The following is a 25,507-nucleotide window of genomic DNA, read 5'->3' on the forward strand; positions in this document are numbered from 1 at the left end:
AAAAAGCGGATAGCTTTGGGGCTATCCGCTTTATAGTTATGTAGGTTGCGTATTACTCAATAGTAATAGCCCGCTAATTTTTTTCCGTTACGCACACCGGTGGTAGCAGGTAAAGTTGATTTAGTGTTTTGGCTCGCTAAGTTTACAATTGATCTGTAAAGATTATTAGCTATAGAAGCAGCTATTTTTTTATCGTTATTGGTATCAAGTACGGTAGCTTTGTTTCTTTTTGGCAAGCCGAATAAAAAAATACCGTTAGTGCTAATAGCAACAATCAGGCTACCGATTTAATTTTTTGTGGACGTTTTTGGATTGTGATAAGTTTGTTGATTATCATAAAAGTACTTCATAAATATTTATGCAACTTATTTTTCACTTTCGCGCAGAAGGTAATGTGAAAATCAGCACATGTATGAGGGAGTAATTTATGACCGCTAAAATTAAAATTTGCGCATTATTTAAATCGGCTTTGTAGTTCCACCCTTTTATTGCGCAGGTCCCTCCCTCCTTCCATTACAGATTTTAGGTTGGCGAGGTAAAACGTCCATGCTACTTGGCATTGCACCAGCAAGTTTTTTTCGGGGTCATTTTCGTGCGGGATGCCGGTTTGTTCCAGTTCTATAATGGTTAAGCCATTGCGGGTACTAAAGTTCACGGCAACCACGCTATCGCCGGTAAAGGTAAATTTGATCTCATCCTGCCCGTTGGCTTCTAATATACTTCCTTGTTGCATCACATCGTTACTATAGCCATGCCAGTACCAGGTGTAGGTGTCTTCCTTTAAAATTTGCTCATCGTTACCCCTCAGGCGCTGCGGAACGGTAAAGAAGTCCGCTTTGCGCAGAAACCATTTTTCAAGCCCGGCGGGTGTGCTCCAGGCAAGGTATAGGCTTCGCAGGTCTACATTAAAATCGCCACAAAGTTTAAATTTGGTCCAGCGGGTGTCTTCCATAATAACAAAGGTTTACATACGGGGATTGTATTACATAAAACTAACCATAATACTTTGTGTTTTGCTAATTTGCCATTAAAACTAATTTATGCTGAAGCAAAGCGCGGGGATCTTATTATACAGGTTAACAGACGGGGTATTACAGGTTTTTTTGGTGCACCCAGGCGGGCCGTACTTCCGCAAAAAAGATGACGGTGCGTGGTCGGTACCCAAAGGCGAATTTACCGATGACGAGGAACCCCTCGCCGCAGCCAAACGCGAATTTGAGGAGGAAGCAGGCAAACCCATCACCGGCAATTTTATAAAACTACAACCCGTTAAGCAAAAAAGCGGCAAGGTGGTACACGCCTGGGCAGTAGAGGGCGATATAGACCATACCAACATTACCAGCAACACCTTCGAAATTGAGTGGCCGCCAAAATCCGGCAAGCGCGCCAGCTTCCCGGAGATTGACCGTGCCGGTTGGTTCACTATCGATGAAGCTAAAGTAAAGATGATTCCGGGGCAGATCGGGTTAATTGAAGAGTTGGAGGAACTGGTCTGAACCGGAATTAGGCGGGTTAGTTCGAAAGTCTCCCCTGCCAGGGGAGATCCGATAGCTATCGGATTAGAGGGGGGCTATTTCCTATTTCGAACCCAATTACTTTCCGCGGCAACAGCTGTTTCTGCAACGGATACCTTTTTGCCGGCAAGCAATTTCTCCATTACTAACGCCGCGATAAGCGCTTCGGTTTCGTTGCCTGTCTCCAGCGACTCGGGGGTGAAATAATTTTTAACGAAGTGGGTATCGAAATTGCCGGAGGTGAACGCCTCGTGCCCCATCACAAACCTGCCGAACGGCAACGTTGTGGTAATGCCGGTGATGATATATTCGTCAATAGCGCGGACCATGCGTTCTATAGCCTCTGTACGGTCTTTGCCGTAGGTGATAAGCTTGGCTATCATTGGGTCGTAATAAATGGGAATCTCCATGCCCTGCTCAAAGCCGTCATCAACCCTAACACCGGGGCCTTTGGGGGTGATGTAGGTTTGCAGCGTGCCAATATCCGGCAGGAAATTATTCGCTGGGTCTTCGGCATATACACGCAGCTCGAGCGCGTGGCCTTGTATTTTCAGGTCTTCCTGTTTAAAGCTGAGGGCTTCGCCACGTGCTATTCGGATCTGTTCTTTCACCAGGTCGATTCCGGTTATCAGTTCGGTAACCGGGTGCTCTACCTGCAGGCGGGTGTTCATCTCCAGGAAAAAGAAATCGAGCTTATCATCCATAATAAATTCAACAGTGCCGGCGCCGGTATAATTAACAGAGCGGGCCACGTCGACGGCGCATTTGCCCATCGCTTCGCGGATCTCTGGCGTAAGTACAAAAGACGGCGCTTCTTCTACCACCTTCTGGTGGCGGCGTTGTACCGAGCAATCACGTTCGAACAGGTGCACGATATTGCCATGCGTATCGCCCAATACCTGGATCTCAATATGGCGGGGCGACGAAACATAACGTTCTATAAAAACAGCGCCGTCGCCAAAGGCCGAAATAGCTTCGGACACGGCAAGGCCCATTTGTTCTTCAAAGTCTTCGGGGCCATCTACTATGCGCATCCCTTTACCCCCGCCACCTGCAGCGGCTTTGATCAGGATAGGGAAACCAACCTCCACCGCGCGCAATTTGGCCTCGGGCACATCGGTAATGGCTTCTTCGGTGCCGGGCACCATGGGGATATTATATTTTAACGCTGCAGCTTTGGCGGATAGTTTATTACCCATAACCTCCATAGCCTCTGGCGATGGGCCGATCAGGATCAAACCTGCCTCACGCACCTGTCTTGCAAAACCGGCATTTTCGCTCAAAAAACCATAACCCGGGTGGATGCCTTGCGCACCTGTTTGTTTACAGGCGGCTATGATTTTATCGCCAACAAGATACGATTGACTGGATGGAGCTTCGCCGATAAACACGGCCTCGTCGGCATAACGTACGTGGAGCGCATTACGGTCGGCTTCAGAATAAACGGCTACTGTTTTAATGCCCATTTCACGGGCCGAACGCATTACACGCAGCGCGATCTCGCCACGGTTTGCTATCAGAATTTTTTGCATAGGTAACAAATGTAACGGATTAACTGTAAAAAAGAAATGCCATTTTAATCGGCCTAAAAACAGCTTAAATGTTCACGTTCACGGCCGTGAACACGATGATATATTTGCAATTAACTAATAATCAGATTTTTATAAAATACAGCTACTGATAAAACCGTGTCACCATAACTTTCATTTAAAAAAATCTGCCGTTAGCAAGTAAAATACAGCACATGGTAGCCAGGCATTGCGGCTTGTTGGTAATAACACCAACAAGGGTAGAATTTAACTATTGGCAAAACCGCGCCACTATTTTTTAAATTGTAAATGTATAAGATTGACATGCGAAGATTAAACAGGTTGGGCACCCGCTATTATATGTTCCTTCTCAATCTTCTTCTGCAATTCTAAGATAGCACCAATAAGCGCTTCGGGCCTTGGTGGGCAGCCTTGTACGTAAACATCCACCGGGATAACCCTGTCAACGCCTTTTACCACATGGTAACCGTGCTGCCAGTATGGGCCGCCACAGTTAGAGCATGACCCCATCGAGATCACATATTTAGGTTCGGGCATTTGCTCGTACAGGCGTTTGATGCGCTCTGCCATTTTAAAGGTTACCGTACCTGCAATAATGATGACATCCGATTGCCTTGCCGAAGGCCTGGGGAATACCCCAAACCTATCCAGGTCATAAGTAGATGCCATAGCGCCCATCATTTCAATCGCGCAGCAGGCGATCCCAAAACTTAAGGGCCACAATGATGATAGCCTTGCCCAGTTAAGCAGGTCATCCATTTTGGTGATCACAATGCCACCGGCTTCGTTGGTCAGGTCAGGCGTCATTGGCTGGCTTTTTAAATGATGGTTTAAACATTGGCTTGCGCACTTCCTGTGTGGTGGTATCAGAAGGGGCTGCAACAGGAGCAGCCATAGCGGCGGCTACAGGTTGTATCTCTAAACTAAATTCCCTCACCTTGAAATTGCCTTGCTGTGTGTTTAGGTCGTCATATAATGTTTTCGGGATGCGGGTGTCTGTTTGCGGCAGGGCGGCGTTTGGTTTTATCCAGTCGAGGTCGCCTTTTATCCATACGTAAGCCAGGCCCAATATCAGTATCCCTAAAAAAATGAACATCTCTATCAGGGAGAACCATCCCCAGCGGGCATCAATCGCAATAATTTCGCGGTTACCAAAAACCGTTGCCCAGGGGAAAACGAATACCATCTCTACATCAAACAGCAAGAAAACCAGTGCGATAACGTAAAAACGCGAGTTAAAGGGCAACCAGGCATTGCCGGTTGGTTCTTCGCCGCATTCGTAAGTAGTTAGCTTTTCGTAATTGGGGTTGCGCGGCGCTAAAAGGCGGTTCACAAAAAACAATCCACCAATTGCAACAACGCCTACAATTAAAAAGATAAGTATCTTTCCAAATTCTGATATTTGCGCAACATCATCCATGACAGCAAATTTAACAAAACAATCAACTTTTGACGCTATAATTATTGGCGGCGGCGCCTGCGGGCTTATGTGCGCGGTACAAGCCGGCTTTTTAGGCAAGCAAACATTGGTATTAGAGAAGAACGATAAAGTAGGCGCCAAGATATTGATAAGCGGCGGCGGCAGGTGCAATTACACTAATTTGTACGCCACTCATAAACAATTCATATCTAATAACGAGCATTTTAGCCGGTCGGCCCTGGCGCAGTGGACGGTTGACGATACCGTGAACTTTTTTGAAAGCTACGGCATCGAAGGAAAAGAAAAAACGCTTGGGCAGCTCTTCCCGGTGAGCGATAAGGCTAAGGATGCGGTAAATGTTTTCACAAACTTGTGTAACGATCTGGGCCAGGAGATCTGGTGTGATACCGAGGTTACTGCAGTTGAGCAAACCGAGGAGGGTTTTAATGTTACGATTATCCGTGATGATCAGCAGCAGGTTTTATTTGCTCCTAAAGTGGTTATAGCCAGTGGCGGCCTGCCAATCCAAAAAATGGGCGCTACGGATTTTGGTCTGCGCGTAGCGCGTAAGTTTGAAATGCAGGTTACCGAAACCTCCCCTGCCCTGGTGCCGCTCACCATTACCGGTAAAGATCAGCCCTGGTACGAGCAGCTATCTGGCAACAGTATATTTTGCCGCGTGTGGAACGACAGGGCAAGCTTTGAAGAAAATATCCTGTTTACGCATTGGGGCTTAAGCGGCCCGGCCATTTTGCAGATCTCATCGTACTGGAAACCCGGCGAACATATATACATCGACCTGCTGCCCGGCAAGGATATTATTGAACTCATCCTACAGGAACGCGAGCAAAACGGCAGGAAGATGCTGCTGGCTTATTTATCTAACCTGTTTACCCGCAAGTTTGCCGAGGCTTTGGTAGATTATATCCCTGCGGATAAAAACCTGGCATCCCTTACCAAAACCGAACTGGAAGACATCAGCATACTGCTGCACGAGTTTAAGGTAAAGCCTGCAGGCACCAAAGGTTACGATAAAGCCGAGGTGATGACGGGCGGTGTTGACACTAACGAACTATCATCCAAAACCCTCGAAAGCAAAAAAGTACCGGGCATGTTCTTCGGCGGCGAATGTTTGGATGTTACAGGTTGGCTGGGTGGCTACAACTTTCAGTGGGCTTGGGCAAGTGGGTTTGTAATAGCGCAGAATATTTAGCTTGACGATTAACCACAAAGAACGCGGGGGTGAAAACCACCGGTTACAATGGTTTTTCATTAGGAAGGGCAGTTGTAAGTTTTGGACCTGTGGATGTTCATTTCTTTTCTCTCAAAAGAAACGAACCAAAGAAAAGTCGCGGCCGCGCCACCTTCTGTGAAGGTTAGCGCTTTAGCAGTGCCTGTACTAACCGAATGTAACAATGCCGCATTAGATGGTGCCGTCAGATCCGTCTGGCTCAATTATAAAATTAAAATTTTGTAATCTTTTATACAGTACTACGGAAGGTGAGTATTAAAAGAGCGGTGCGCCGACAAAAAACCGTGGCCGATGGGTAAAGGCCTGTGCGGAGAAGGATTTTTTTGTCTTGATTTTTGTATTACTTTGTCTTGATACAAAGTAATAGCTCTCCGCGGCGAATGAGCGGACTAACGTTGATTTAAAACACATCAGCACATAAGACCTCAGCACATTCATTACACCTCTTAAGATTGCAACCTGGTATACGTTGCAAGTGCTCCTTAACGGCACTGTGTAGTAAGAGATTACTTCTTACTTGGTAATGAGGCAATTAAGAGAGGCTTAACCACAACCTACATTATCTACCGGGTTTATCCTCATACCCTGTCCCAAAGTGCATATTGATAAACAAGAAAGGCCGCTAAGATTTCTTAGCGGCCTTTTGATTATAATTTTGTGCCCTTTGTGGTTAAAAAATCAAACCTTATGGTTTCTTTTCTGGGGCAGGTGTTTGTGCTGGCGGCGTGCCTTGTGCAGGCGCGGTTCCTGGTGCAGGCGCCCATGCTGGCTGGTCCGGTGCCGGTGGTGTACCCGGGCGTGGCTGGCGTGGCAATTCTGATGCCCTTACCACTTCCGGGTGCGATACACCACGGTGGCAGCTATAGCAGTTAATGCTGCTTTCCATTATCCTGTCTGTGCTATCTTTTTCCGCGTGGAAATATTTTTTGTTGATGTCCTGCGTCATTTTATACATTTCGCGGGCCATATCTTTTTCGGGTTTGCCGTCTGCAGCAAAATCCATTTTCTTGGTATCCTCGTTACGTACATGGCAAAAGCTACAGCGCGCGCCCAGGGCGTGTTCCCACTCTTCCATCACTTTGTGCATTTCTTCGCCAGTAATATCTTTGGGTAAAACTTTAAGGTTCTTGAACTTCTCTTCGGCAGGTTTTTTTGTGGCAGGTACCATCGCCATAAAAGCTACGGCAGATAAAAGCCCTATAGTTACTATTAATTTTCTGTTGATTGTCATAATTGTGTAAGCGTATGTTTAAACTTCTAATCTAAGTCAATAAATCTGATCCTGCAACATGCCACAATAATATTACCTACCTAATTTAAGAAGGGTTCTATTATTTCCATGCTTAGCTCCCAAAGCCTGTCGCGCCCAACATCATTTGTTGCTTCGGCAGATGTATTCGCAGGCCGACTGCTTTTAAAATACTTACCGCTTTGGGCATCTATGCGGGTAGCCAATGCCAGGTAAATAGTGGTTTGCGCACCGTTCTCTGCCGAGATCATAAATGGCCGCGCTAACGACATCAACAACTTGCCAATACCGCTAAGCCCCGTGCCAAAGCCGGTATTTACCAGCCCCGGGTGCAAGGCAAAAGCACTTATCCCCTTTGCACCATATTTAATAGCCAATGACCGCGTAAAGTATATATTAAATAGTTTGGCGGTACCGTAAGCCTTCCACGCCGAGTAGGGCCGCTTGGTCCACTGCAAATCGTTAAAATTTGGTTTAGCCATGCGGTGCGCTTCAGAACTTACATTTATAATGCGCGCCTGTCCTTTTTCTAACAACGGCAAAAGGCACTGCACCAGTAAAAAGTGCGCAAGATGGTTTACCGCGAAGGTCATTTCAAAACCGTCTTTACTTTCTTCACGTTCGGCAAAAATGCCGCCCGCGTTATTGATCAAAATGTTTATTGATAGCAGGCTGCTTTTTAAGATCCCGGCTGCATTTCGTACGCTATGCAGGTCGGCAAGGTCACACGGTACTATATAAATATTCCGGTTTTTTGTGGCCGATATAATTTCTTGCTTTAGTTGCTCGCCCCTTTCGGTATCGCGTACTAAAAGGTATAGCGCGTGGTCTTTTTTGGCCAGCGCCAAAGCGGTTTCCCTACCGATGCCGGATGTTGCGCCGGTTATAACAGTGGTGGTGATTGGCATATAAATAATTTTGTATTAAGTACGATTGGTACCCAAATCTAACATAATTTGGCTCACCGGGAAACAGCTGCTTAGCCAACCATTTGGGTCTTAAAACGATAAGTTTTCGAACACAGTATTTACGCCATATAATTCCGCACAAATATTTTTGTTAAATTTTGTTAAACCCCTTGCATCATTACGAAATAGTCGTATGTTTACGAAATAATCGTAGATAGCAATGGAGAAATTATCACAACAAGAGGAAGAAGCCATGCAGGCCGTATGGCAGGCGGGCACGGGGTTCATTAAAGATTTCCTGGATCAAGTGGCCGAGCCTAAGCCGCCCTACACCACCCTGGCATCAACCATAAAAAACCTGGAACGTAAAGGTTTTGTAACCGGCGAAAAACTGGGCAACTCGTTCCGCTATACCCCGGCCATCGTTGAAGAAGAATACAAAACCCGTTTCATGAGCGGCTTTGTGAGCGACTATTTCAAAAACTCGTACAAAGACCTGGTTACCTTTTTCGCCAACGAAAAAAAGATCAGCGCCAGCGAATTAAAAGAGATTCTTAACCTGATAGAAAAACCTAAACCTTAATATCATGCCTGCTTTATTCGTATTTCTGTTTAAAGTGAACATAGCCCTGCTGCTGTTTTGCGCGGGCTATTACCTGGTGCTTCGCCACCTAACCTTTTACACGCTTAACCGGGTGTACCTGATGGTTGCCATACTGTTTGCAACTCTTTACCCAAAAATTGACCTGAGCGATTTTGCCCAGCGCCACGAAACCCTTGCCAAACCGGTACAAACCGTGATACTAAACTGGCAGGCACCAGCCGAGAGCCTTATAAGGCCTTTAACCCAACCTGACTACTGGGCTTGGGCAACGGTTATCTTTTGGGCGGGGGCTATCTTTTTAGCCTTCAGGCTGATGATGCAGTTATTCTCGTTATTTCAATTGCACCGCAGATCTAAGTCGGCAACCATTCATGAGCATGATGTAAGGCTGATAGAGGGCGAAGCGGCACCATTTTCCTTTTGGAGGAGCATCTATGTAAACCCCGCCAACCACACCCCTGCCGATTTGAAAGCCATATTGCTGCACGAGCAGGTACATGTTAACGGCTGGCATACCATAGATATTTTGCTTGCCGAACTTAGCAGCATTTTCTACTGGTTTAACCCCGGCATCTGGCTTATGAAAAAGGCAGTACGCGAAAACATCGAGTTTATTACCGACAGGAAGATCCTGAACAAGGGCTTCGACAGTAAAACTTATCAATACAGCCTGGTAAACGTGAGTTTTAACGCCAACACCACGCCGGGGATCGTAAACCACTTTAATATTTCAACCATTAAAAAACGCATAATTATGATGAACGCAAAAAGATCTTCGAGGTTTACATTAACGCGTTACGCGTTTGTTATACCTGCCGTTATTGCATTGCTATTGGTATTTACGCTGTCGAAAGCGGAGATAGCAAAACCCATTACCCACAAAATAGCAGTAGCTATGAAACCGCTAACCCTGGCTATTACACAAGCAACCCAAACTACTTTAGCTTTCGCTGATACTACTCCTGTTAAAAAGAAGGCTCCCTTTGTAACTAAAGCTGATACCATTAAAATAAAACAAAACTTTGCCTTTACTTACGATACTAAACCTGATACAGGCAGAAAGCAAGCCTTTTCGATAAGCTTAGACAAGAGCCACTCTATCGACTCGATGAACTTAGTGTTGAACGGCAAAAAGGTTGATAATACGATATTCTCTAAAGTTGACCCCGGCACCATCACCAGCATCAACATCATGGGGCAAAATGATCTGAATAACCTAACAGGAAATAAAAGCATTTTCAATTTTGACAATAAACGGAACGTAATATTTGTAACCACTAAAGACTCGGAAGCAGGCAAAGCATTCGCCGAAAAACTAAACATCAACCGAGTTGATAAGATCAGGCTAAATGGAGTAACCAAAGACCCTAAAAACCTTACCCTTAAAGAAGTTGAAACGATAAATTTATTAGGTGGAGTAAAAGGTAAGGTGACTAATGTAAGGATAGTTGCACATGGCAACGCATCAACCATCCCGGCAGACGAGATAAAAGAGATCGTGTTAGACTCGGGAATTGTGCGTGTAAGTTACCCGGCAAAAGGCGTTGCAGGTGTTGAGTACATGTTGCGTAAAGCTGTGGACCCCGTAATTATTGTACAAGGCAAGCCTACATCATTTTCAGCCACCGGGACATATACTGATGCATCGGCTGTAAAAGAGGTGGTGGTAACAGGTTACGGCACAAAGAACAAAGTGGCGAATATAACTACTGATTATCCAAGGACGGCCATGTTAAGGTTGAGGAGCATGGACCGCATATCCGACAAGTTAATTGTGATTGACGATAAAATAGCAAGCGAAAAAGAATTGAAAAAATTATCGGCTTTTGATATTGACCGCATGAGCACCAGCAATAGCACCGATACGGTTAAGAAATACGGCGATAAAGCCAAATATGGTGTGGTTTATATCTACACCAAAAAAGGGAAACAATAATAAGATCAGTTAAATTGTTAACCTATTTTAAGGTTGATCGGGGCGAGCCCGGTCAACCTTTTTTTTTCTATTTTGTCATCCTGAGCGATAGCGAAGGATCTATTATTGAACTCTGCAATCGTTTACAAGGCGTAGCGTCAGATGCTTCACTATCGTTCAGCATGACAAACTTTTATTAAATGTTGTTTAACTCGCTTCAGCAAGTTTTTCTTTCTCCAATATCTCCAATAAAGCTCTTTCTGCCCTGTTTAGTTCAGACGATTTTACATCCTTATCCTCATCAAGTTCCCGGATATACTTAAATATAGAACCTTCTTCGTAGCTTTTTATAACAGTTGGGTGCACGTAATATTTTTTGCAAACAGTGCGGGTGTTGCCCAGGTTAATGGCTACCTCATCCAGCACGCTTACAATCTTCTTTTTACATTCGGATATCGTATCAAATTCCCCGGCTTCTTTAAAGGCATACAACGCGCTCACGCTGCCCGCCCAGGTACGGAAATCTTTAGCGGTGAAGTCCTCGCCCGTAATTTGTTTCAAATAGGTATTGATATCCCCGGAACCTATGGTGCAGTGGGTATTATCATCATTATAATATTGAAACAACTCCTTACCGGGGATGTCGCGGCATTGCTTAACCAGTTTCGCAAGCCTTTTACTTTGCAAGGCAATTTTATGCATCACCCCTTTTTTGCCCTTAAACTCAAACTTCATCTGGTTACCTTCTATCTTCACGTGCTTATCCATCAGGGTGGTTAAACCAAAGGAACCGTAAAGTTTTTTGTATGATTCGTTTCCTACACGGATGCTGGTGAGTTCCATCAGGCGCACCACAAGGGCTACAACCTTTTCATGATCAAGTTTATGGCGGGCAAGGTCTTTATCGATTTGCTCGCGAATAGCAGGCAAGTGCGATGCAAAAGTTTGCAGGCGGTGATATTTAGATTGATTGCGGATCTTGTTCCAATGCGCATGGTAACGGTACTGCTTGCGCCCCGCTGCATCGGTGCCTGTAAATTGCAGGTGCCCGTTGTCATATGGCGAGATCCACACATTGGTGTAAGCCGGTGGAATAACCAGTTTATTGAACCGCTCTGCCAACTCCTTATCCTTTACCGTTTTGCCGTCGGCATCAAGATACGACCAGCCCTTGCCACTTTTTTTGCGGGTATAGCCGGGGGTAGAATCTGAAACATAGCGCAGGCCTACCGCCTTAGCAGTAGATTTTGGGTCGCGGCCGATTTTTTCGAGTTTTTTTACGAGGCGGTTCATGTGTAAGATACAACAGGAGTTTAATGGATAAGTTTTAAGTTGAATCACTTGAGAAATTATTAGTTACAATACCTCTCAATCAATCTACTTAGACGCCCATTTCTGATCGCGATTTTAACGAAAAAATCCAATAAAGGCTCCGCTATTGTTTGTGGCTGTTTACAGAACTGATCAGTTTAATAAATCCCTGATTTTTCATAAGGCTGCTTTTTGATGTTTGGTTGCCAATAAAATGATTCCAAATACGGCGCAAATGATGATGGCGATAATATGTGGCATTGCTTGAACAATACCGTTGTAGCTTTTGCTAAGCACAACAAGCATATCGTTTACAGGAATTATAGTGCCGGCCAATAATGTCACCCCAACGGCCTGCCTTTGGTTCATCAACACAAAGGCGCACAAAAGCAGCCCGGAAAATACATCCCTGATACCTTTAGTATAGTGAAGGGAATAATCGCCATGTGCGCTAAAATGAATGCCGAATCCGGCTGTTGCCGCTTCGGGAGATAAAAAGAACCGGACTCCCAGGAAGATCATCCCCAGCCCTAATAAAAACGCCATCGCGTAAGAAATTTTTGTTGTCATGATATTTTGTTTTAAATATTGAAACAAAATTACCGTTGTAGCAACAAGCGTTCATGCACCTGGGTTAACAAATTAAAACTGAGTGGAAATTCTTTTACGGATACGGCTTAGTGATTGCGGCTTCACACCCACAAATGAAGCAATATGATATTGTGAAACCCTTTGTAGGATGTCGGCGTGATTACTTAAAAACCGCTCGTAGCGCACTTCGGGGGGTTCGGTATATAATGAACTGATATCTTTTAGCAATTGTAAAAAAACTGCTTCAATGGCAAGCCTGCCAAAACGTTCCCCTTCATTAACGTTGGCATATAACATTTGCAGGCCGGCATGCGATATTACTAAAACAACGCTATCTTCTAAAGCCTGGATGATTTTGGAAGATGGCTCCTGCGGGAGGAAGCTTTCGTAATTACACACAAAATTATTTTCTTGGGAAAACGAGTATGTTTTCTCCTCCCCATCATGATTGATGTAGTACCGCAGCAACCCCTTTGTAACATAGCCCACGTGTTTGCAAACCCGCCCTTCTTCTAAAAAAAAGTCGCCTTTCTTGTACGACTTTTCCTTGAACAAAGATTTCACCATGTCAATCTCTGCCGGGCTAAGCCCTATCAGCTGTTGCATACTAAAAAGTAAACTATCTATCATTTCCGGGAGTATGTTGAATCGGTATTAAATATAATCAGGCTTCAGATATTTCATAGTGTTCCGATGATCGACCCATACACGTTTTATAATTAAAACTATCGATTATAACCTTTCATAATATCCACCACATACTCTACGCCTTCGGCCTGCACATCCAGATGTGTAACAAAACGGATGCGGTGGGTATCTGTGCTGCTTGCTTTAATACCTTTTTCGGCAAGTTTGGCAAGGATAGCGGCAGCGGGTTCAACGGTATCAAATAAAACAATGTTAGTTTCCACAGGCATAACGTTGGTTACCCAGGTACATTTGGCAAGTTCCTGGCCTAAGATGCGGGCGTGGGCATGGTCTATCTTTAAACGCTCCACGTGGTGATCTAAGGCATAGATCCCAGCCGCGGCAAGGAAACCGGCCTGGCGCATTCCGCCACCCAAAACTTTACGGATGCGGCGGGCGTACTTGATCGTCGCTTTATCGGCCAGCAGTACAGAGCCAACCGGCGCGCCCAATCCCTTTGACAGGCATACGGAGATACCATCAAAATGCTTCCCATAATCGCCAGCTTTATCGCCCGTATGGGCAAGGGCATTAAAAACGCGGGCACCATCAAGGTGTAGTTTTAAGCCTCGTTGCTTGCATAGTTCAGCTATGGGGCTGATATGATTGAGCGTGTAACAGCTGCCACCGCCTTTGTTTACGGTATTTTCCAACACTACCAGGCTGGTGTGCGGGTAATGAATATTGTCGTCATTGATCTCCGGCGCTATCATCTCGGCGGTAAGTATACCCCGGTAACCGTTCAGCAACCTTGTAGATACCCCCGAATTGAAGGCGATGCCACCACCCTCGTAACGGTAAACGTGCGCGGTTTGGTCGGCAATCAGTTCATCGAGTGGCTGGGTAAAACATTTAATGGCTATCTGGTTGGTCATGGTGCCCGACGGGCAGTAAATGGCGGCTTCCATCCCAAACATTTCTGCAGCTTTTTGCTCCAGGGCGTTCACTGTTTCGTCCTCGCCAAACACATCGTCGCCAACTTTGGCACCCCACATGGCTTCGAGCATCCCCGGTGTTGGTTTAGTCACGGTATCGCTGCGCAGATCTACTGTTATCATGTCAAAAAATGGTTTATATTTGGTTTCAAATCTAAACCATTTATGAAGAAAATTTTACTCTTGCTTTGTATTTTAAGCATTACAATTACGGCTAACGCGCAATTATTTGAAAGGCACTATGATGAGGGATTTTATTATGACTCTGTTGGTGTAAAGCATACCGGGCTTGTCTCTTGGTCGCCGCCCCAAAAATCAATTTTGGATGGTCATGGAGATGAAGTTTACTATAAAGCGCAGAAAAATGCGGAGATGGTAAAATTGAGATCAACCGAACTGCAATCGTTTGTGATCGGGGTTGATAGTTTTGTGGTATCTAAAGATGAGCTATTTAAACGGAAGCCGTTTTTAAACGTGCTGGTAAACACAAACGACAGCTTAAAGATCTATCGATCCATGGAAAAACGTACTTCGCCGGGTGTTGGTGTTGGCGTGGGTAATATTGGCGCGGTTACCATGGCTGTAGGTGCAAGTTTTAACTATACAAAAAAGACTTATTACTACGGGCCAAATCCCAATAATGTCATTAAAATAGATAACAAGAATTTTGTGGATGTAACAAGTAAGATATTGGCTAACATCCCGTTAATAGTTGAGAAAATTAAAAGCCACGACTTACGTGATATGGAAGATGTGGAAGTTGCTTTACAGCAATGGGCATATAGCCAAAAACGGGCGGCTAAGGCTGCCGCAAATTCAAAATAGCAAACAATGCGCAAAACAATACTTATCGTCCTAATGCTTGCAGGCTCCTTTACTGCCAACGCGCAGGGCCCTAACCGCGAATGGTACGAGGGCAGGATTTACCATACCAATGGCGAGATTTTCGATGGGCTTATCTCCTGGGTTCCACCGCACAAAGGCGAATACGAGGATGGCGACATGGTACTTTACCGCAGGGATGAAATGGCCGAAACTATTCCCGTTCCCTATTACAAAGTGAACGCTTTTATTATGGGTGACGACAGCATCGTGGTATCACATAACGTATTGTTTAAAAACAGCCCGTTTATGACGGTGGTATTAGATAATCCCACCAAACTTTACACCAATAAGGTAACCAGGAACGGTTTCCCGCTGATGATAAACACGGGCGGTTTTACCGGCGGCTTCGGCATCGGTGTTGGCTTAGGCACCTCGGTTGGCGGCGGCGTAAAAACTACATATTACTATGGCAAAACGCCAGATAATGTAACCAAGTTAGAGAAAAAACAATTTGTTGAGGTTATGAGCAACCTGATGGCCGACAAACCGGAGGTAGTTGCTAAAATTAAAGACAAAACTTTTCGTTATGGTGATATGCAGGACCTGGTAACTTATTACCTAACCGGGCAAATGCCAAAAAGATCATATGACAACTAAGTATAAAAAGCATTTATTTTCGGCAGCGTTTATGGCGCTGTTAATATTATTATCAGGCCAAAAAGCAAGCGCGCAAAAATGGTTGCCCGGCTATTTTGTTGACGTTAAGGGTGTAAAAACAAACGGCTATATCCATCCCAACCCGGGCGGCCGCGGCCCTGTTGCCGATGAGGGTTTTATTGAATTTAAGGACGAGGAACATTCCACAGCCTATTACCTCAGCACCAGCGATCTGCAATCCTTTGTTGCAGGCAGGGACAGCTTTGTGGTAGCCCATGCCCCCGGTAACGAAACCTGGGCAAAAAAAGAATTTGACTTTGTACGCGTAGCTGTAGACGAGCCTATAAAAATTTATGCTACCCGCGGCGCAGGCAGTGGTGGCGGCGGTGGCAAAAAAGTGCAGGTTGCGCCATCTGTTGGTTTTGGTACAGGTACTTACGGCACATCATACGGTGGCGGCGTGGGTATTAGCATTGGCGGCAATGGTGGCGGTGGCAATAAAGGCAAGTTATATTATTACTATGGCAGCAGTACAGCCAGTATGCAACACCTTACCCACGCGAATTTCATAGACGTAATGAGCGAAGTGATGGGTGACGAGCCCGAGGTAGTAGACCAAATAAAAGCCAACCATTACGGTATCGGCAATATTGAAAAACTTATCGTTTATTTTAACAAGGTTAAGGCATTTCACCGGTAAACATTGGACTTCCTTATTTCTTTAAAACTTTTAAGAGTGTTGTGTGTCCTTAATAAATAAATTAACCCCGCATAATGCCCGATATAAAGCCGACCCCTGAAAAACCTTCAAAAGAACTTACCTATATTGAAAAGGTATGGCATACTGTTGCCATTGTAGCCCTGCTTGTAGTAGCCATATTAATTGCCCGCGTTGCCTTTAATGTAATATTGATGATATTGGCAGGCGCGTTAATATCTGTTTACTTCCACGGCCTTGGCGATATGATAGAGCGCAAAACCAAATGGAACCGTAAGGTTTGCATGACAATTTCTGTGGGTGGCTCTTTCCTGCTACTGGGTACGCTGTTGTGGTTCATGGGCACTACCATACAGGGACAGATAGCTATTTTAAATGAAAGCCTCCCCGAAACCATCAATAACTTTAAGGCAAAACTTGGCGGCAGCCCGCTTGGTTCTAAAGTGTTAGAGTATTTTAAAGAAGATGGCAACAGCGATAAAATGTTTACTACCGCGCGTAGTTTTTTCAGTACCAGCTTTGGGGTATTAGGTAACATTTACATCATCATGTTCCTGGGGCTCTTCTTTTCTACGCATCCATCGCTTTATAAAGACGGTATCATCAAACTGTTCCCCGGGAAAAACAAGCCCATGGCAAAAAAAGTTATCGACCGTATTAGCCAGGCTTTAAAAGGATGGTTAAAGGGCATGATGCTTTCTATGGTGCTGATATTTATTATGATAAGCACAGGCTTAACCGTTATTGGGATCCCGGTGGCCCTTGTACTTGCCTTGTTAACGGGCCTTTTGAAGCTTATACCAAACTTTGGCTCGCTGGTTGCAATGATACCCGGCGTACTGCTCGCTTTAACCCAGGACCTTAATACCGCCATCATCGTGGCTTTGCTTTACATTGTATCGCAAACCATTGTAAGTAATATTGTTACGCCGCTTATACAGAAAAAGATGATCAATATCCCGCCTGCCTTAACCATCATTAGCCAGGTACTAATGGGTGTCCTGTCCGGTGTATTGGGTATAATCCTGGCCGTTCCACTCCTTTCCATCATCATTATTTTAGTAGATGAGATCTACGTCAAAAAAATAAATCCCGAGGAACCGGATAACAACGAAGTAGGCAGAAAAACGGTAAATAGCGACTGATAGATCAATTAGGATTTAGCAAATATTCTAAAAGAAAAAGGCCTGTGCGTCAAAATTGACATACAGGCCTTTTTACTTTTAACTTAAATTTTGACTTACTGCCCCTGCGCCAGGGTATAGCCAATTTTACCGTCAAACTTCATCAGGAACTCAACAGAGCAAACTTTAAAGTCATCAGACAGGTCAGCAGCGATAAGCAGGATCTCTTTCTGGGTGATCTCGGTACCGTCCTTCTTTTCAAAACGGATGCGGTATTCGTTCGCCAACTCAGTAAATATAGAGCCGGTTGGCCATACCTGCGTACCACGGTTAGAGATCATCACCAACTGGAAGTTATCCGTTTGTTTGCGTTTTGCAAGCTCGGCAAGTTCATTTGGTTGCTTGCTCGATTCTACAAAAACATCCACACCTACCATTTCTTCGGTAGTAGCCGCTTTGGTAACAGTTAATTTATTTTTTAGGGGATGATCGTGGTTTGCTTTCACTTCCATATCTGGCTGGCCAATAACCGCCCCTATCGCCGGGATGTGGCCAAGGTTAGCGATAACGGCATCAGCAAAAGTTTCTGTATTGGCAGCTTCGGTAGCTTTGTCACCAAAATCACCGGTGTGTATGCCTTGTTCAAGCGTGTATAGTAACGAGTTTTCGATATTGGCGGCGGCGGTGGTAAAACCTAAATAACGCAGCATCAAAATACCCGATAACAATAAAGCTGTAGGGTTTGCAATACCACGGCCGGCAATATCCGGCGCGGTACCGTGTACAGCCTCGAAAATTGAAATGTTATCGCCAATGTTTGCAGATGGCGCAAAACCAAGGCCGCCGACTAAGCCGGCACAAAGATCAGATACAATATCACCCTGTAGGTTAGTTAACACAATAGCCTGGAAGATCTCCGGGCGCGAAACCAGTTTCATACAAAGGTCATCCACAATAATATCAGATGATTCGATATCGGGGTACTCGCGTGCTATCTCGTAAAACGTTTCCAGGAACAAGCCGTCGGTTAGTTTCATGATGTTGGCCTTGTGGCCGCAAGCCAGTTTGGTATAACCCTTACGGCGCGCCATTTCAAAAGCGTAACGGATAACCTGGGCCGAGCCCGGGCGGGTAATAATACGTCGGCCAACGGCAACGTCGTTGGTTAGCAAGTGCTCGATGCCTCCGTAAGTATCTTCAATATTTTCGCGAACGATGGTAAGGTTAATGGGGATGCCTGCTTTAGAGAATACGGTATCAACACCGTTAAGCGAACGGAAATCGCGCTGGTTAGCGTAAGTATTCCAAACCTTGCGGGCGGTAACGTTGATGCTTTTTACGCCTTTACCTTTTGGGGTTTCCATTGGGCCTTTAAAAAGCAGACCTAAACGCTCAATGGTTTCTTTTGCCTGTGCGGTCATCCCGGTGGAGTGGCCTGCATCAAAGTAAGATTTGCCCATTTCTACATACTCGTAATCGAGCTGTACGTTTGCGGCTTCAAATATGCGGAGCACGGCGGCCATAATTTCCGGGCCTATACCGTCACCTTTTGCTACTGCTATTTTGGTTTTCATGGATGATAATATGTGGTGTGTAAAAACGCTGCAAAGGTAGACTTTTTAGCCCTACGTGTAAAGGTTTTAACAGTTATTGTGGTGTAATTGTGACGATAAAAACAGTAAATAGAAAGCTTATTTTAAGATTTTCGTCAAGAAATAATTCTTCAACCGCTATTTAAAAGATTTAGGTAAATTTGTAGCCTATACATGAAAGCATTTTACGGCGATTTAAAATTAGGGATATTAGGCGGCGGCCAGCTTGGACGCATGCTGATACAGCAGGCAATAAATTATAATGTTACCGTTAAGGTATTGGACCCCGACCGTGAGGCACCTTGCCGCCGGCTTTGCAACGAGTTTGTTGTGGGTTCGCTGAGCGACTACGAAACCGTTTACAACTTTGGTAAAAAGGTTGACCTGCTTACCATTGAGATAGAAAAAGTTAACGTTGACGCTTTAGAACAACTGGAAAAAGAGGGTATTGCCGTTTACCCGCAATCGCGCATTATCCGATTGATCCAGGATAAGGGCCTGCAAAAACAATTCTTTAAAGAGAACGACATCCCGACGGCCGAGTTCCAGGTGATCTCATCGCCCGAGCAATTGAAGACAAGCCATATCCCATTCCCATATATCCAAAAGTTACGCCGCGATGGTTACGACGGCAAAGGCGTTTACCGCGTTAACAACGAAAGTTCATTAGCCAATGCCTTTACCGAACCAAGCCTGATAGAGTGCCTCGTAGATTTTGAAAAAGAAATAGGCGTAATAGTCGCCCGTAACGAAAGCGGCGAAGTTAAAACCTTCCCGCTGGTAGAGATGGAGTTTAACCCCGAAGCTAACCTGGTTGAGTTTTTGATCTCGCCCTCTACCCTTCCCTTCGAGGTACAAATGGAAGCCGAGAACATTGCCAAACGCATTGCCGAAACGCTAAACATCGTAGGCATCCTGGCTGTAGAAATGTTCCTGACCAAAGACGGACAGATATTGGTGAACGAACTTGCCCCACGCCCGCATAACAGCGGCCACCAAAGCATCGAGGGTAACGTTGTGTCGCAATTTGAACAGCACCTGCGCGCCATTTTTGACCAGCCACTGGGCGATACCGCCTGCCTGAGCAATGCCATTATGGTAAATATTTTAGGCGAAGCCGGCCACGAGGGCCCGGCTGTTTACCAGGGAATAGAGAAGATCCTAAAATGCCCCGGCGTGTACGTACACCTTTACGGCAAGGCATTAACAAAACCCTTCCGTAAAATGGGGCACGTTACGATAATAGACAGTGACAGGGAAAAAGCGATTGAAAAAGCACGTTATGTGCAGCAGACGCTGAAAGTAATAAGTTAAATAATTAAAAATAAATCCCGCGCGTCATTGCGAGGTACGAAGCAATCCCCTACTCACAGGGCCGCTCTGTATAGCAAAGAGATTGCTTCGTACCTCGCAATGACGGTTTGAAATAATTAAATACTATGGACTATGGTCCATGGTCCATCGACAAAAATATGAGCCAACCAAAAATCGCCATTATAATGGGCAGCAAGTCAGATTTACACATTATGCAAGATGCTGCGGATGTTTTGAAAGAACTGGGTGTAGAATACGAAATAACTGTTGTATCGGCACATCGCACGCCCGACAGGATGTTTAGCTACGCCCGTGCTGCTGCAGATCGTGGAATTAAGGTAATTATTGCTGGTGCCGGCGGTGCGGCGCATTTGCCGGGGATGGTGGCTTCATTAACGCACTTGCCTGTTATTGGCGTGCCCGTAAAATCAAGCAATTCTATCGATGGCTGGGATTCTATCCTAAGCATCCTACAAATGCCAAATGGCATCCCGGTAGCAACGGTAGCTTTAAATGCGGCTAAAAACGCAGGGATCCTGGCCGCGCAAATTTTATCTACTGCTGATGAATATCTTGTTGACAACCTTATCGCGTATAAAGAAAAATTAAAACAAGTAGTTGAGGCTTCGGCAGCAGAGATGGAAGGCAAATAAATGTCCGCCTGTTAAAACCTTTTGCACCAACACAACGTATCTATACATACAACCAACATATTAAATAAAAAAAATCATGGGAGCACCAGAAATTATTTTGATCATCATTGCCATCTTGTTATTATTTGGCGGTAAAAAAATACCTCAATTAATGCGTGGCCTTGGCGAGGGCATGAAATCTTTTAAAGATGCCAAGGGCGATGCTGAAACTACTACAGCAACTAAAGAATAACCCTAATTCTACATAATAAAAAAACCTGCAACTAAATTAGTTGCAGGTTTTTTTGTTCTTTAATATTTCCGGTGTTAGTTCAACATCGGGTTCTCGGGAAAGTTGGCGATATGCGCGTAGCGCTGGCCAAGGCTTATAACAACCTCTTTCCAAAGGTTATGCTCATTGTTGCTAAATATCGCGTCGGCTTGGAATTTGTTGGCTACGATCCAGGCATCCTCGCGCAGTTCGTCATCTAACTGGTTAGGTGTCCATCCCGAGTATCCTGTAAAAAACTTGATCTCATTTTCGGTTAACTGGTAATTGGTTATCAGTTGTTTTATCTGCTCAAAATCGCCTCCCCAGTAAATACCATCCCAGATCTCTATCCCGCCGTCAATTTTTTCGGGGCAACGGTGAATATAATGCAGGGTATTTTCGGCAACAGGCCCGCCCATATATACGGGGATCTCGGAATAGGAAACATCAGGCAAAATATCGCCCAGCAGCATTTCTGATTGATGGTTCAATATAAAACCCATTGCACCCGCCTCAGAATATTCGGTAAGCAGGATAACCGACCGTTTAAAGTTAGGGTCGGGCATAAATGGTTCAGATATTAATAAACGGCCTGCAGCCGCCGCAATGGGACTTAACATAGGTTATGAATTTAAATAAATAACACTTAATGTAAAAATATGTTCGTTAGTTAATAAAATGAACCGTGAACCTGTATGTACGGTATAATTAATTTGTAAGTTTGCGATAATGGATCAGAAAGATATAGAAAATTTAAGGCAGGACTACGCCGCGGCATCGTTAAACGAAACCGACGTAAATGCCGACCCCATCCGCCAGTTTGATAAATGGTTTAACGAAGCCATTAATTACAAAGTGCACGAGCCAAACGCCATGACTTTGGCTACCGCTACATTGGATGGCCGCCCAAGCGCCCGAATCGTTTTATTAAAAGGCTTTAGCGATGATGGCTTTAAGTTTTACACCAATTACCTGAGCCGTAAAGGTAAAGAGATAGCTAAAAATCCGCTTGGTGCCCTTATTTTCCACTGGGGAGATATGGAACGCCAGATCCGCATCGAGGGCACTATAGAAAAACTGGACAAGAATTATTCTGAAAAATATTTTCACACACGCCCTAAGTTAAGCCAGATAGGTGCAGCCGCATCGCCGCAAAGCCAGGAAATTAATGGCCGCGAAGAACTGGAACAAAAAATGGCAGCTTTAGAATTAGAGTACGCCGATGGCGATGTGCCAAAACCATCGTACTGGGGCGGCTATGTACTTAGACCACGCCTGATAGAGTTTTGGCAGGGCCGCCGCAGCCGCCTGCACGATAGGATAGTTTACAAGAAAACCGATAATAAAAACTGGAAGATTGTTCGCCTGGCGCCATGAGTTTTGACGATATTAAATTATTGCTTACCCAAAAGTTTGGCGAGGATGTAATTACCGGCGAAGAACGCACCGGCCTGCAACCCGCCCTGCTCATAAAACCCGACCGTATTGTTGAGGTTTGTTTGGAACTGCGCAATAATCCCAAAACTCATTTCGATTTCCTTTCCTGCCTTACCGGGATGGACTATGGTGCAGAAGCCGGCCGTTTTGGTGTCGTTTACCACCTGTCGTCTATTGCCTACCATTTGCAGTTAACGCTTAAGATAAGTAAGGAGAACGACCGCAGTGAGGATAATCTACCATCGTTCCCAAGCATAGTCTCCGTTTACCGCACTGCCGATTGGCACGAACGCGAAGCTTACGACCTTGTGGGGATCTTTTTTGACGGCCACCCGGACCTAAGGCGAATACTTTTGCCCGATGATTGGGAAGGATACCCGTTAAGGAAAGATTATAAGGCTGCAGAGTATTATAAAGGGATAAAAGTGGATTAAAATGATGTCGAATTTCGAATGTTTAATTTCGAATTAAAAATCACCCGTCATTGCGAGGTACGAAGCAATCTCTACAAAGGCAGGGCCGCTCTGTATAGCAAAGAGATTGCTTCGTACCTCGCAATGACGGATAGAAATAAACAATAATATTGGAAGCAGAAGTTTCGAAATATAACAAAGCATTAGAAACCTATCACAAAAAGATAGCCAACGCCGCTGTGGAAGACATGGTGCTTAACATGGGGCCGCAGCACCCGTCTACGCACGGGGTTTTGCGGTTGGAGCTAATTACCGATGGTGAGATAGTTAAGGAGGTTATTCCGCACATTGGTTACCTGCACCGTTGTTTTGAAAAACATGCAGAGTCACTTACTTATCAGCAAACTATACCTTTTACCGACAGGCTGGATTACCTGGCATCTATGAACAACAGTCACGCCTGGGTAATGGGTGTAGAGAAAATGCTGGGCATCGATAAAGACATCCCCAAACGCATTGAATACATCCGCGTGCTGGTTTGCGAACTTAACCGCATTGCATCGCACCTGATAGCTATTGGCACATATGGCATTGATATTGGCGCCTTCACCCCTTTCCTGTGGTGTTTCCGCGACCGCGAGCATATCATGGGCATGCTGGAATGGGCTTCGGGCTCGCGCATGCTGTATAATTACATATGGGTTGGTGGTTTATTTTATGACCTGCCCGTGGGTTTTGAAGAGCGATGCCGCGAATTTGTTGACTACTTCAAACCAAAAATGATTGAGCTTAACCAGCTCTTGACCGATAACCAAATTTTTATTAGCCGCACCGCTAACGTTGGCGTGTTGCCAATGGATGTGGCCATTAACTTTGGCTGCAGCGGCCCGGTATTACGAGGTTCGGGACTTAAATATGATTTACGCCGCATAGATAACTATTCTGTTTACCCCGAACTGGATTTTGACATCCCGGTCGGTAAAGGCCTGATGGGCACCACCGGCGATTGCTGGGACCGTTACAAAGTACGTGTAGACGAGATCCAGGAGTCATTGAAGATAATTGAACAGTGCTTAAACCGCCTGCAAAACGAATTAAAACGCACACCGGAGTTTGACCCGCGTGCAAAACTCCCGCGTAAGCTTACCCCAAAAGTGCAGGATTATTATGCCCGCTGTGAAGGCGCCAAAGGCGAACTTGGTTTTTACTTTGTGCACAATAATGAGCGCTCAGAGCTCCCCTTCCGTGGCAAGGTGCGCGGCCCAAGTTTCAATAACCTATCCGTACTGCCCGAGTTAGGCAAAAACGTAATGATAGCAGACCTAATAGCCATCATCGGTTCGCTTGATTTTGTGCTTGGTGAGGTAGACAGATAATTTAGGAGAGTCAGGATATTTAGAATCAGGAGTCAAGATACTTTGCCCCCCCTATTGTCATGGTGTCGAATAATTTGCAAGGTGTATAGGTCTTCGACAGGCTCAGACTGACCAAACTGACTTACTATTTTCCTTTCATCCACGCAAGCGCGGTTATGATTTTCGCGTCTTTACTTAGATCCGTAAAATTATCACCGGCAATCATTTCCTTGTCGGGTGGAACATTTTTATAATAGATCTTTCCATTCCTATCAGCCTCGGCTGCCTGCGCCATTATGAATTCAACACCATACATACTAAAACTTTCATTAGCGGTTGTATAACCTGCGGTGGTATCGCCAATTATAAAGGCGTTTTTTTGCCCCTTAAAAGTAATTGCCGTTGCCTCGCCAGAACTTGCTGTGTATGGAGACGTTAGTACCGCTATTTTAATTTTCGGATTTACTTTGCACATGGACTTAATAGAGCAAACCTTAATTGTATCCGAATATATGCTGGTATCCTTCACCAGCCACGATTCATTTTTAGATGCATCGGGATAGATAAAAGTGCCAAGCTTACCCTTGCTTACCAGGTTACCCACACCCAATATCATTGGCCACATGTTACCGCCCGTGTTTAACCTCAGATCGATAATTATCCCTTTAAGCTTGGCCGGATTAAGTTTGGCGAGAGAATCCTGGATCTGGGCGGCAATTATTTGTGTTTCCCCTTGCTTTGTGGGGTTGTTTCCCGGGATCAGTATATAGCCGTAACCATTAGCCAGCATAGCAGTCTCGACGTGCGGCGTACCTTTCTTAAATTTGGCAAACAGTTCCTTATACAAATCTTTATCCACTTTTATGCGGGTTGCATTCCATTTGTATGTTTTACCATTATATAAAGCCATACCATGAAAATCGCCTAACATCTGGTACATTAATGATACTGCCGGCATAGCTTCAACTATACTTTTTGCGCCCATACTTTTCGCGCGGACAGAATCATTTAATTTATTCCAATCCACATTTCCCCTATATATCGAATTTTTTTTGGCGTAAGCTAATGCCGTATCTATCAATTTACGGGCGCTGTCTGCCCCGGTTAAAGGCTGTTGTGCAAAGCTTAAGAATGGTAATGCCAGCAGGCAAGCGAGTAGTTTAAGTTTCATATGGGTATAAATATATGCGTGTTTAAAATAAGACGCGTGTGTGAATTATTAGTTACTTATAA

General features: G+C 44.9%; 28 protein-coding genes. 14 read left to right on the forward strand and 14 right to left on the reverse strand.

Annotated elements, in window-relative coordinates:
- Positions 1–56 precede the first annotated feature (56 nt).
- Both ACVW0P_RS08165 and ACVW0P_RS08170 read right to left on the reverse strand, forming a co-directional pair.
- The gene (locus ACVW0P_RS08165; protein WP_457131635.1) at positions 57–236 is read right to left on the reverse strand and encodes a hypothetical protein; all 180 of its coding nucleotides are present in this window, start codon (positions 234–236) and stop codon (positions 57–59) included.
- 218 nt (positions 237–454) lie between these two features.
- Positions 455–952 (reverse strand): SRPBCC family protein, encoded by a 498-nt coding sequence (locus ACVW0P_RS08170; RefSeq protein WP_457131636.1) that lies wholly within the window; start codon positions 950–952, stop codon positions 455–457.
- Between the two features lie 88 nt (positions 953–1,040).
- Between ACVW0P_RS08170 and ACVW0P_RS08175 the strand changes: the two genes are divergently transcribed.
- Positions 1,041–1,496, forward strand: coding sequence for an NUDIX domain-containing protein (locus ACVW0P_RS08175; protein WP_457131637.1), 456 nt, complete (start codon positions 1,041–1,043; stop codon positions 1,494–1,496).
- Positions 1,497–1,570: 74 nt separating this feature from the next.
- On the opposite strand, the gene accC is transcribed toward ACVW0P_RS08175, so the two are convergent.
- From accC to ACVW0P_RS08190, 3 genes are all read right to left on the reverse strand, one after another.
- Complete coding sequence (gene accC / locus ACVW0P_RS08180) at positions 1,571–3,046, reverse strand: acetyl-CoA carboxylase biotin carboxylase subunit (RefSeq protein WP_457131638.1); 1,476 nt, start codon at positions 3,044–3,046, stop codon at positions 1,571–1,573.
- 330 nt (positions 3,047–3,376) lie between these two features.
- Positions 3,377–3,871, reverse strand: a complete 495-nt coding sequence (locus ACVW0P_RS08185; RefSeq protein WP_457131639.1) for an NADH-quinone oxidoreductase subunit B — start codon at positions 3,869–3,871, stop codon at positions 3,377–3,379.
- Complete coding sequence (locus tag ACVW0P_RS08190; protein ID WP_457131640.1) at positions 3,861–4,484, reverse strand: NADH-quinone oxidoreductase subunit A; 624 nt, start codon at positions 4,482–4,484, stop codon at positions 3,861–3,863. Before ACVW0P_RS08190 ends, ACVW0P_RS08185 begins: the two co-directional genes overlap by 11 nt.
- Here ACVW0P_RS08190 and ACVW0P_RS08195 point away from each other — a divergent pair.
- Positions 4,483–5,697 (forward strand): NAD(P)/FAD-dependent oxidoreductase, encoded by a 1,215-nt coding sequence (locus ACVW0P_RS08195; protein WP_457131641.1) that lies wholly within the window; start codon positions 4,483–4,485, stop codon positions 5,695–5,697. The two genes, ACVW0P_RS08190 and ACVW0P_RS08195, sit on opposite strands and share 2 nt — an antisense overlap.
- 724 nt (positions 5,698–6,421) lie before the next feature.
- Here the strand turns inward: ACVW0P_RS08195 and ACVW0P_RS08200 are convergent.
- Complete coding sequence (locus tag ACVW0P_RS08200) at positions 6,422–6,967, reverse strand: c-type cytochrome (protein WP_457131642.1); 546 nt, start codon at positions 6,965–6,967, stop codon at positions 6,422–6,424.
- Between the two features lie 80 nt (positions 6,968–7,047).
- Positions 7,048–7,893 (reverse strand): SDR family oxidoreductase, encoded by an 846-nt coding sequence (locus tag ACVW0P_RS08205; protein ID WP_457131643.1) that lies wholly within the window; start codon positions 7,891–7,893, stop codon positions 7,048–7,050.
- Between the two features lie 220 nt (positions 7,894–8,113).
- Between ACVW0P_RS08205 and ACVW0P_RS08210 the strand changes: the two genes are divergently transcribed.
- A complete protein-coding gene (locus tag ACVW0P_RS08210) occupies positions 8,114–8,476 on the forward strand; it encodes a BlaI/MecI/CopY family transcriptional regulator (protein ID WP_457131644.1) in 363 nt (120 codons plus the stop codon).
- Positions 8,477–8,480: 4 nt separating this feature from the next.
- Complete coding sequence (locus ACVW0P_RS08215) at positions 8,481–10,433, forward strand: M56 family metallopeptidase (RefSeq protein WP_457131645.1); 1,953 nt, start codon at positions 8,481–8,483, stop codon at positions 10,431–10,433.
- 186 nt (positions 10,434–10,619) lie between these two features.
- Here the strand turns inward: ACVW0P_RS08215 and ACVW0P_RS08220 are convergent, their stop codons facing one another.
- The 4 genes from ACVW0P_RS08220 to ACVW0P_RS08235 form a co-directional block, all read right to left on the reverse strand.
- On the reverse strand, positions 10,620–11,705 hold the full coding sequence (locus ACVW0P_RS08220; protein WP_457131646.1) for a DNA topoisomerase IB: 1,086 nt from the start codon (positions 11,703–11,705) through the stop codon (positions 10,620–10,622).
- A gap of 195 nt (positions 11,706–11,900) precedes the next feature.
- Complete coding sequence (locus ACVW0P_RS08225) at positions 11,901–12,293, reverse strand: DUF4267 domain-containing protein (protein WP_457131647.1); 393 nt, start codon at positions 12,291–12,293, stop codon at positions 11,901–11,903.
- 72 nt (positions 12,294–12,365) lie between these two features.
- Positions 12,366–12,920: a Crp/Fnr family transcriptional regulator gene (locus ACVW0P_RS08230; protein ID WP_457131648.1), complete on the reverse strand. Its 555-nt coding sequence runs from the start codon at positions 12,918–12,920 to the stop codon at positions 12,366–12,368.
- A gap of 119 nt (positions 12,921–13,039) precedes the next feature.
- Positions 13,040–14,059, reverse strand: a complete 1,020-nt coding sequence (locus tag ACVW0P_RS08235; RefSeq protein ID WP_457131649.1) for a threonine aldolase family protein — start codon at positions 14,057–14,059, stop codon at positions 13,040–13,042.
- 42 nt (positions 14,060–14,101) lie between these two features.
- On the opposite strand from ACVW0P_RS08235, the gene ACVW0P_RS08240 reads away from it, so the two are divergent.
- The 4 genes from ACVW0P_RS08240 (at position 14,102) to ACVW0P_RS08255 (ending at position 17,281) form a co-directional block, all read left to right on the forward strand.
- Positions 14,102–14,761 (forward strand): hypothetical protein, encoded by a 660-nt coding sequence (locus ACVW0P_RS08240; RefSeq protein ID WP_457131650.1) that lies wholly within the window; start codon positions 14,102–14,104, stop codon positions 14,759–14,761.
- Positions 14,762–14,767: 6 nt separating this feature from the next.
- The gene (locus ACVW0P_RS08245; protein ID WP_457131651.1) at positions 14,768–15,418 is read left to right on the forward strand and encodes a hypothetical protein; all 651 of its coding nucleotides are present in this window, start codon (positions 14,768–14,770) and stop codon (positions 15,416–15,418) included.
- Positions 15,408–16,118: a hypothetical protein gene (locus ACVW0P_RS08250; protein WP_457131652.1), complete on the forward strand. Its 711-nt coding sequence runs from the start codon at positions 15,408–15,410 to the stop codon at positions 16,116–16,118. Before ACVW0P_RS08245 ends, ACVW0P_RS08250 begins: the two co-directional genes overlap by 11 nt.
- Before the next feature lie 74 nt (positions 16,119–16,192).
- Positions 16,193–17,281 (forward strand): AI-2E family transporter, encoded by a 1,089-nt coding sequence (locus ACVW0P_RS08255; protein WP_457131653.1) that lies wholly within the window; start codon positions 16,193–16,195, stop codon positions 17,279–17,281.
- Between the two features lie 95 nt (positions 17,282–17,376).
- Here ACVW0P_RS08255 and ACVW0P_RS08260 read toward each other — a convergent pair whose 3' ends face one another.
- A complete protein-coding gene (locus ACVW0P_RS08260) occupies positions 17,377–18,834 on the reverse strand; it encodes an NADP-dependent isocitrate dehydrogenase (RefSeq protein WP_457131654.1) in 1,458 nt (485 codons plus the stop codon).
- Positions 18,835–19,026: 192 nt separating this feature from the next.
- Here ACVW0P_RS08260 and ACVW0P_RS08265 point away from each other — a divergent pair, with 192 nt between their 5' ends.
- The 3 genes from ACVW0P_RS08265 (at position 19,027) to tatA (ending at position 21,051) form a co-directional block, all read left to right on the forward strand.
- Positions 19,027–20,166, forward strand: coding sequence for a 5-(carboxyamino)imidazole ribonucleotide synthase (locus ACVW0P_RS08265; RefSeq protein ID WP_457131655.1), 1,140 nt, complete (start codon positions 19,027–19,029; stop codon positions 20,164–20,166).
- A 158-nt stretch (positions 20,167–20,324) separates the two neighbouring features.
- Positions 20,325–20,819, forward strand: a complete 495-nt coding sequence (gene purE / locus ACVW0P_RS08270) for a 5-(carboxyamino)imidazole ribonucleotide mutase (protein WP_457131656.1) — start codon at positions 20,325–20,327, stop codon at positions 20,817–20,819.
- A 76-nt stretch (positions 20,820–20,895) separates the two neighbouring features.
- Positions 20,896–21,051 carry a twin-arginine translocase TatA/TatE family subunit gene (tatA, locus tag ACVW0P_RS08275; protein ID WP_252757359.1) on the forward strand — a complete coding sequence of 52 codons (156 nt, stop codon included), beginning with the start codon at positions 20,896–20,898 and terminating at the stop codon, positions 21,049–21,051.
- A gap of 74 nt (positions 21,052–21,125) precedes the next feature.
- Here tatA and ACVW0P_RS08280 read toward each other — a convergent pair whose 3' ends face one another.
- Complete coding sequence (locus tag ACVW0P_RS08280; protein WP_457131657.1) at positions 21,126–21,689, reverse strand: YqgE/AlgH family protein; 564 nt, start codon at positions 21,687–21,689, stop codon at positions 21,126–21,128.
- A 109-nt stretch (positions 21,690–21,798) separates the two neighbouring features.
- On the opposite strand from ACVW0P_RS08280, the gene pdxH reads away from it, so the two are divergent.
- The 3 genes from pdxH to ACVW0P_RS08295 all read left to right on the forward strand — a co-directional run bounded on the left by pdxH (position 21,799) and on the right by ACVW0P_RS08295 (position 24,295).
- Complete coding sequence (pdxH, locus tag ACVW0P_RS08285; RefSeq protein ID WP_354431115.1) at positions 21,799–22,446, forward strand: pyridoxamine 5'-phosphate oxidase; 648 nt, start codon at positions 21,799–21,801, stop codon at positions 22,444–22,446.
- Positions 22,443–22,940 carry an NADH-quinone oxidoreductase subunit C gene (locus ACVW0P_RS08290; protein WP_457131658.1) on the forward strand — a complete coding sequence of 166 codons (498 nt, stop codon included), beginning with the start codon at positions 22,443–22,445 and terminating at the stop codon, positions 22,938–22,940. Before pdxH ends, ACVW0P_RS08290 begins: the two co-directional genes overlap by 4 nt.
- A gap of 227 nt (positions 22,941–23,167) precedes the next feature.
- Positions 23,168–24,295 carry an NADH-quinone oxidoreductase subunit D gene (locus ACVW0P_RS08295; RefSeq protein ID WP_457131757.1) on the forward strand — a complete coding sequence of 376 codons (1,128 nt, stop codon included), beginning with the start codon at positions 23,168–23,170 and terminating at the stop codon, positions 24,293–24,295.
- Between the two features lie 124 nt (positions 24,296–24,419).
- Here ACVW0P_RS08295 and ACVW0P_RS08300 read toward each other — a convergent pair whose 3' ends face one another.
- Positions 24,420–25,445, reverse strand: coding sequence for a S41 family peptidase (locus ACVW0P_RS08300; protein WP_457131659.1), 1,026 nt, complete (start codon positions 25,443–25,445; stop codon positions 24,420–24,422).
- Between the last annotated feature and the right edge of the window lie 62 nt (positions 25,446–25,507).

This window comes from Mucilaginibacter sp. UYNi724 (genome assembly GCF_054057495.1).

Bases quoted from the DNA above. Each gene is read 5' to 3' on its own strand.
- ACVW0P_RS08170 (WP_457131636.1), bottom strand. From the start codon at position 952: ATGGAAGACACCCGCTGGACCAAATTTAAACTTTGTGGCGATTTTAAT.
- ACVW0P_RS08175 (WP_457131637.1), top strand. From the start codon at position 1,041: ATGCTGAAGCAAAGCGCGGGGATCTTATTATACAGGTTAACAGACGGG.
- accC (WP_457131638.1), bottom strand. From the start codon at position 3,046: ATGCAAAAAATTCTGATAGCAAACCGTGGCGAGATCGCGCTGCGTGTA.
- ACVW0P_RS08185 (WP_457131639.1), bottom strand. From the start codon at position 3,871: ATGACGCCTGACCTGACCAACGAAGCCGGTGGCATTGTGATCACCAAA.
- ACVW0P_RS08195 (WP_457131641.1), top strand. From the start codon at position 4,483: ATGACAGCAAATTTAACAAAACAATCAACTTTTGACGCTATAATTATT.
- ACVW0P_RS08190 (WP_457131640.1), bottom strand. From the start codon at position 4,484: ATGGATGATGTTGCGCAAATATCAGAATTTGGAAAGATACTTATCTTT.
- ACVW0P_RS08200 (WP_457131642.1), bottom strand. From the start codon at position 6,967: ATGACAATCAACAGAAAATTAATAGTAACTATAGGGCTTTTATCTGCC.
- ACVW0P_RS08205 (WP_457131643.1), bottom strand. From the start codon at position 7,893: ATGCCAATCACCACCACTGTTATAACCGGCGCAACATCCGGCATCGGT.
- ACVW0P_RS08210 (WP_457131644.1), top strand. From the start codon at position 8,114: ATGGAGAAATTATCACAACAAGAGGAAGAAGCCATGCAGGCCGTATGG.
- ACVW0P_RS08215 (WP_457131645.1), top strand. From the start codon at position 8,481: ATGCCTGCTTTATTCGTATTTCTGTTTAAAGTGAACATAGCCCTGCTG.
- ACVW0P_RS08220 (WP_457131646.1), bottom strand. From the start codon at position 11,705: ATGAACCGCCTCGTAAAAAAACTCGAAAAAATCGGCCGCGACCCAAAA.
- ACVW0P_RS08225 (WP_457131647.1), bottom strand. From the start codon at position 12,293: ATGACAACAAAAATTTCTTACGCGATGGCGTTTTTATTAGGGCTGGGG.
- ACVW0P_RS08230 (WP_457131648.1), bottom strand. From the start codon at position 12,920: ATGCAACAGCTGATAGGGCTTAGCCCGGCAGAGATTGACATGGTGAAA.
- ACVW0P_RS08235 (WP_457131649.1), bottom strand. From the start codon at position 14,059: ATGATAACAGTAGATCTGCGCAGCGATACCGTGACTAAACCAACACCG.
- ACVW0P_RS08240 (WP_457131650.1), top strand. From the start codon at position 14,102: ATGAAGAAAATTTTACTCTTGCTTTGTATTTTAAGCATTACAATTACG.
- ACVW0P_RS08245 (WP_457131651.1), top strand. From the start codon at position 14,768: ATGCGCAAAACAATACTTATCGTCCTAATGCTTGCAGGCTCCTTTACT.
- ACVW0P_RS08250 (WP_457131652.1), top strand. From the start codon at position 15,408: ATGACAACTAAGTATAAAAAGCATTTATTTTCGGCAGCGTTTATGGCG.
- ACVW0P_RS08255 (WP_457131653.1), top strand. From the start codon at position 16,193: ATGCCCGATATAAAGCCGACCCCTGAAAAACCTTCAAAAGAACTTACC.
- ACVW0P_RS08260 (WP_457131654.1), bottom strand. From the start codon at position 18,834: ATGAAAACCAAAATAGCAGTAGCAAAAGGTGACGGTATAGGCCCGGAA.
- ACVW0P_RS08265 (WP_457131655.1), top strand. From the start codon at position 19,027: ATGAAAGCATTTTACGGCGATTTAAAATTAGGGATATTAGGCGGCGGC.
- purE (WP_457131656.1), top strand. From the start codon at position 20,325: ATGAGCCAACCAAAAATCGCCATTATAATGGGCAGCAAGTCAGATTTA.
- tatA (WP_252757359.1), top strand. From the start codon at position 20,896: ATGGGAGCACCAGAAATTATTTTGATCATCATTGCCATCTTGTTATTA.
- ACVW0P_RS08280 (WP_457131657.1), bottom strand. From the start codon at position 21,689: ATGTTAAGTCCCATTGCGGCGGCTGCAGGCCGTTTATTAATATCTGAA.
- pdxH (WP_354431115.1), top strand. From the start codon at position 21,799: ATGGATCAGAAAGATATAGAAAATTTAAGGCAGGACTACGCCGCGGCA.
- ACVW0P_RS08290 (WP_457131658.1), top strand. From the start codon at position 22,443: ATGAGTTTTGACGATATTAAATTATTGCTTACCCAAAAGTTTGGCGAG.
- ACVW0P_RS08295 (WP_457131757.1), top strand. From the start codon at position 23,168: ATGGTGCTTAACATGGGGCCGCAGCACCCGTCTACGCACGGGGTTTTG.
- ACVW0P_RS08300 (WP_457131659.1), bottom strand. From the start codon at position 25,445: ATGAAACTTAAACTACTCGCTTGCCTGCTGGCATTACCATTCTTAAGC.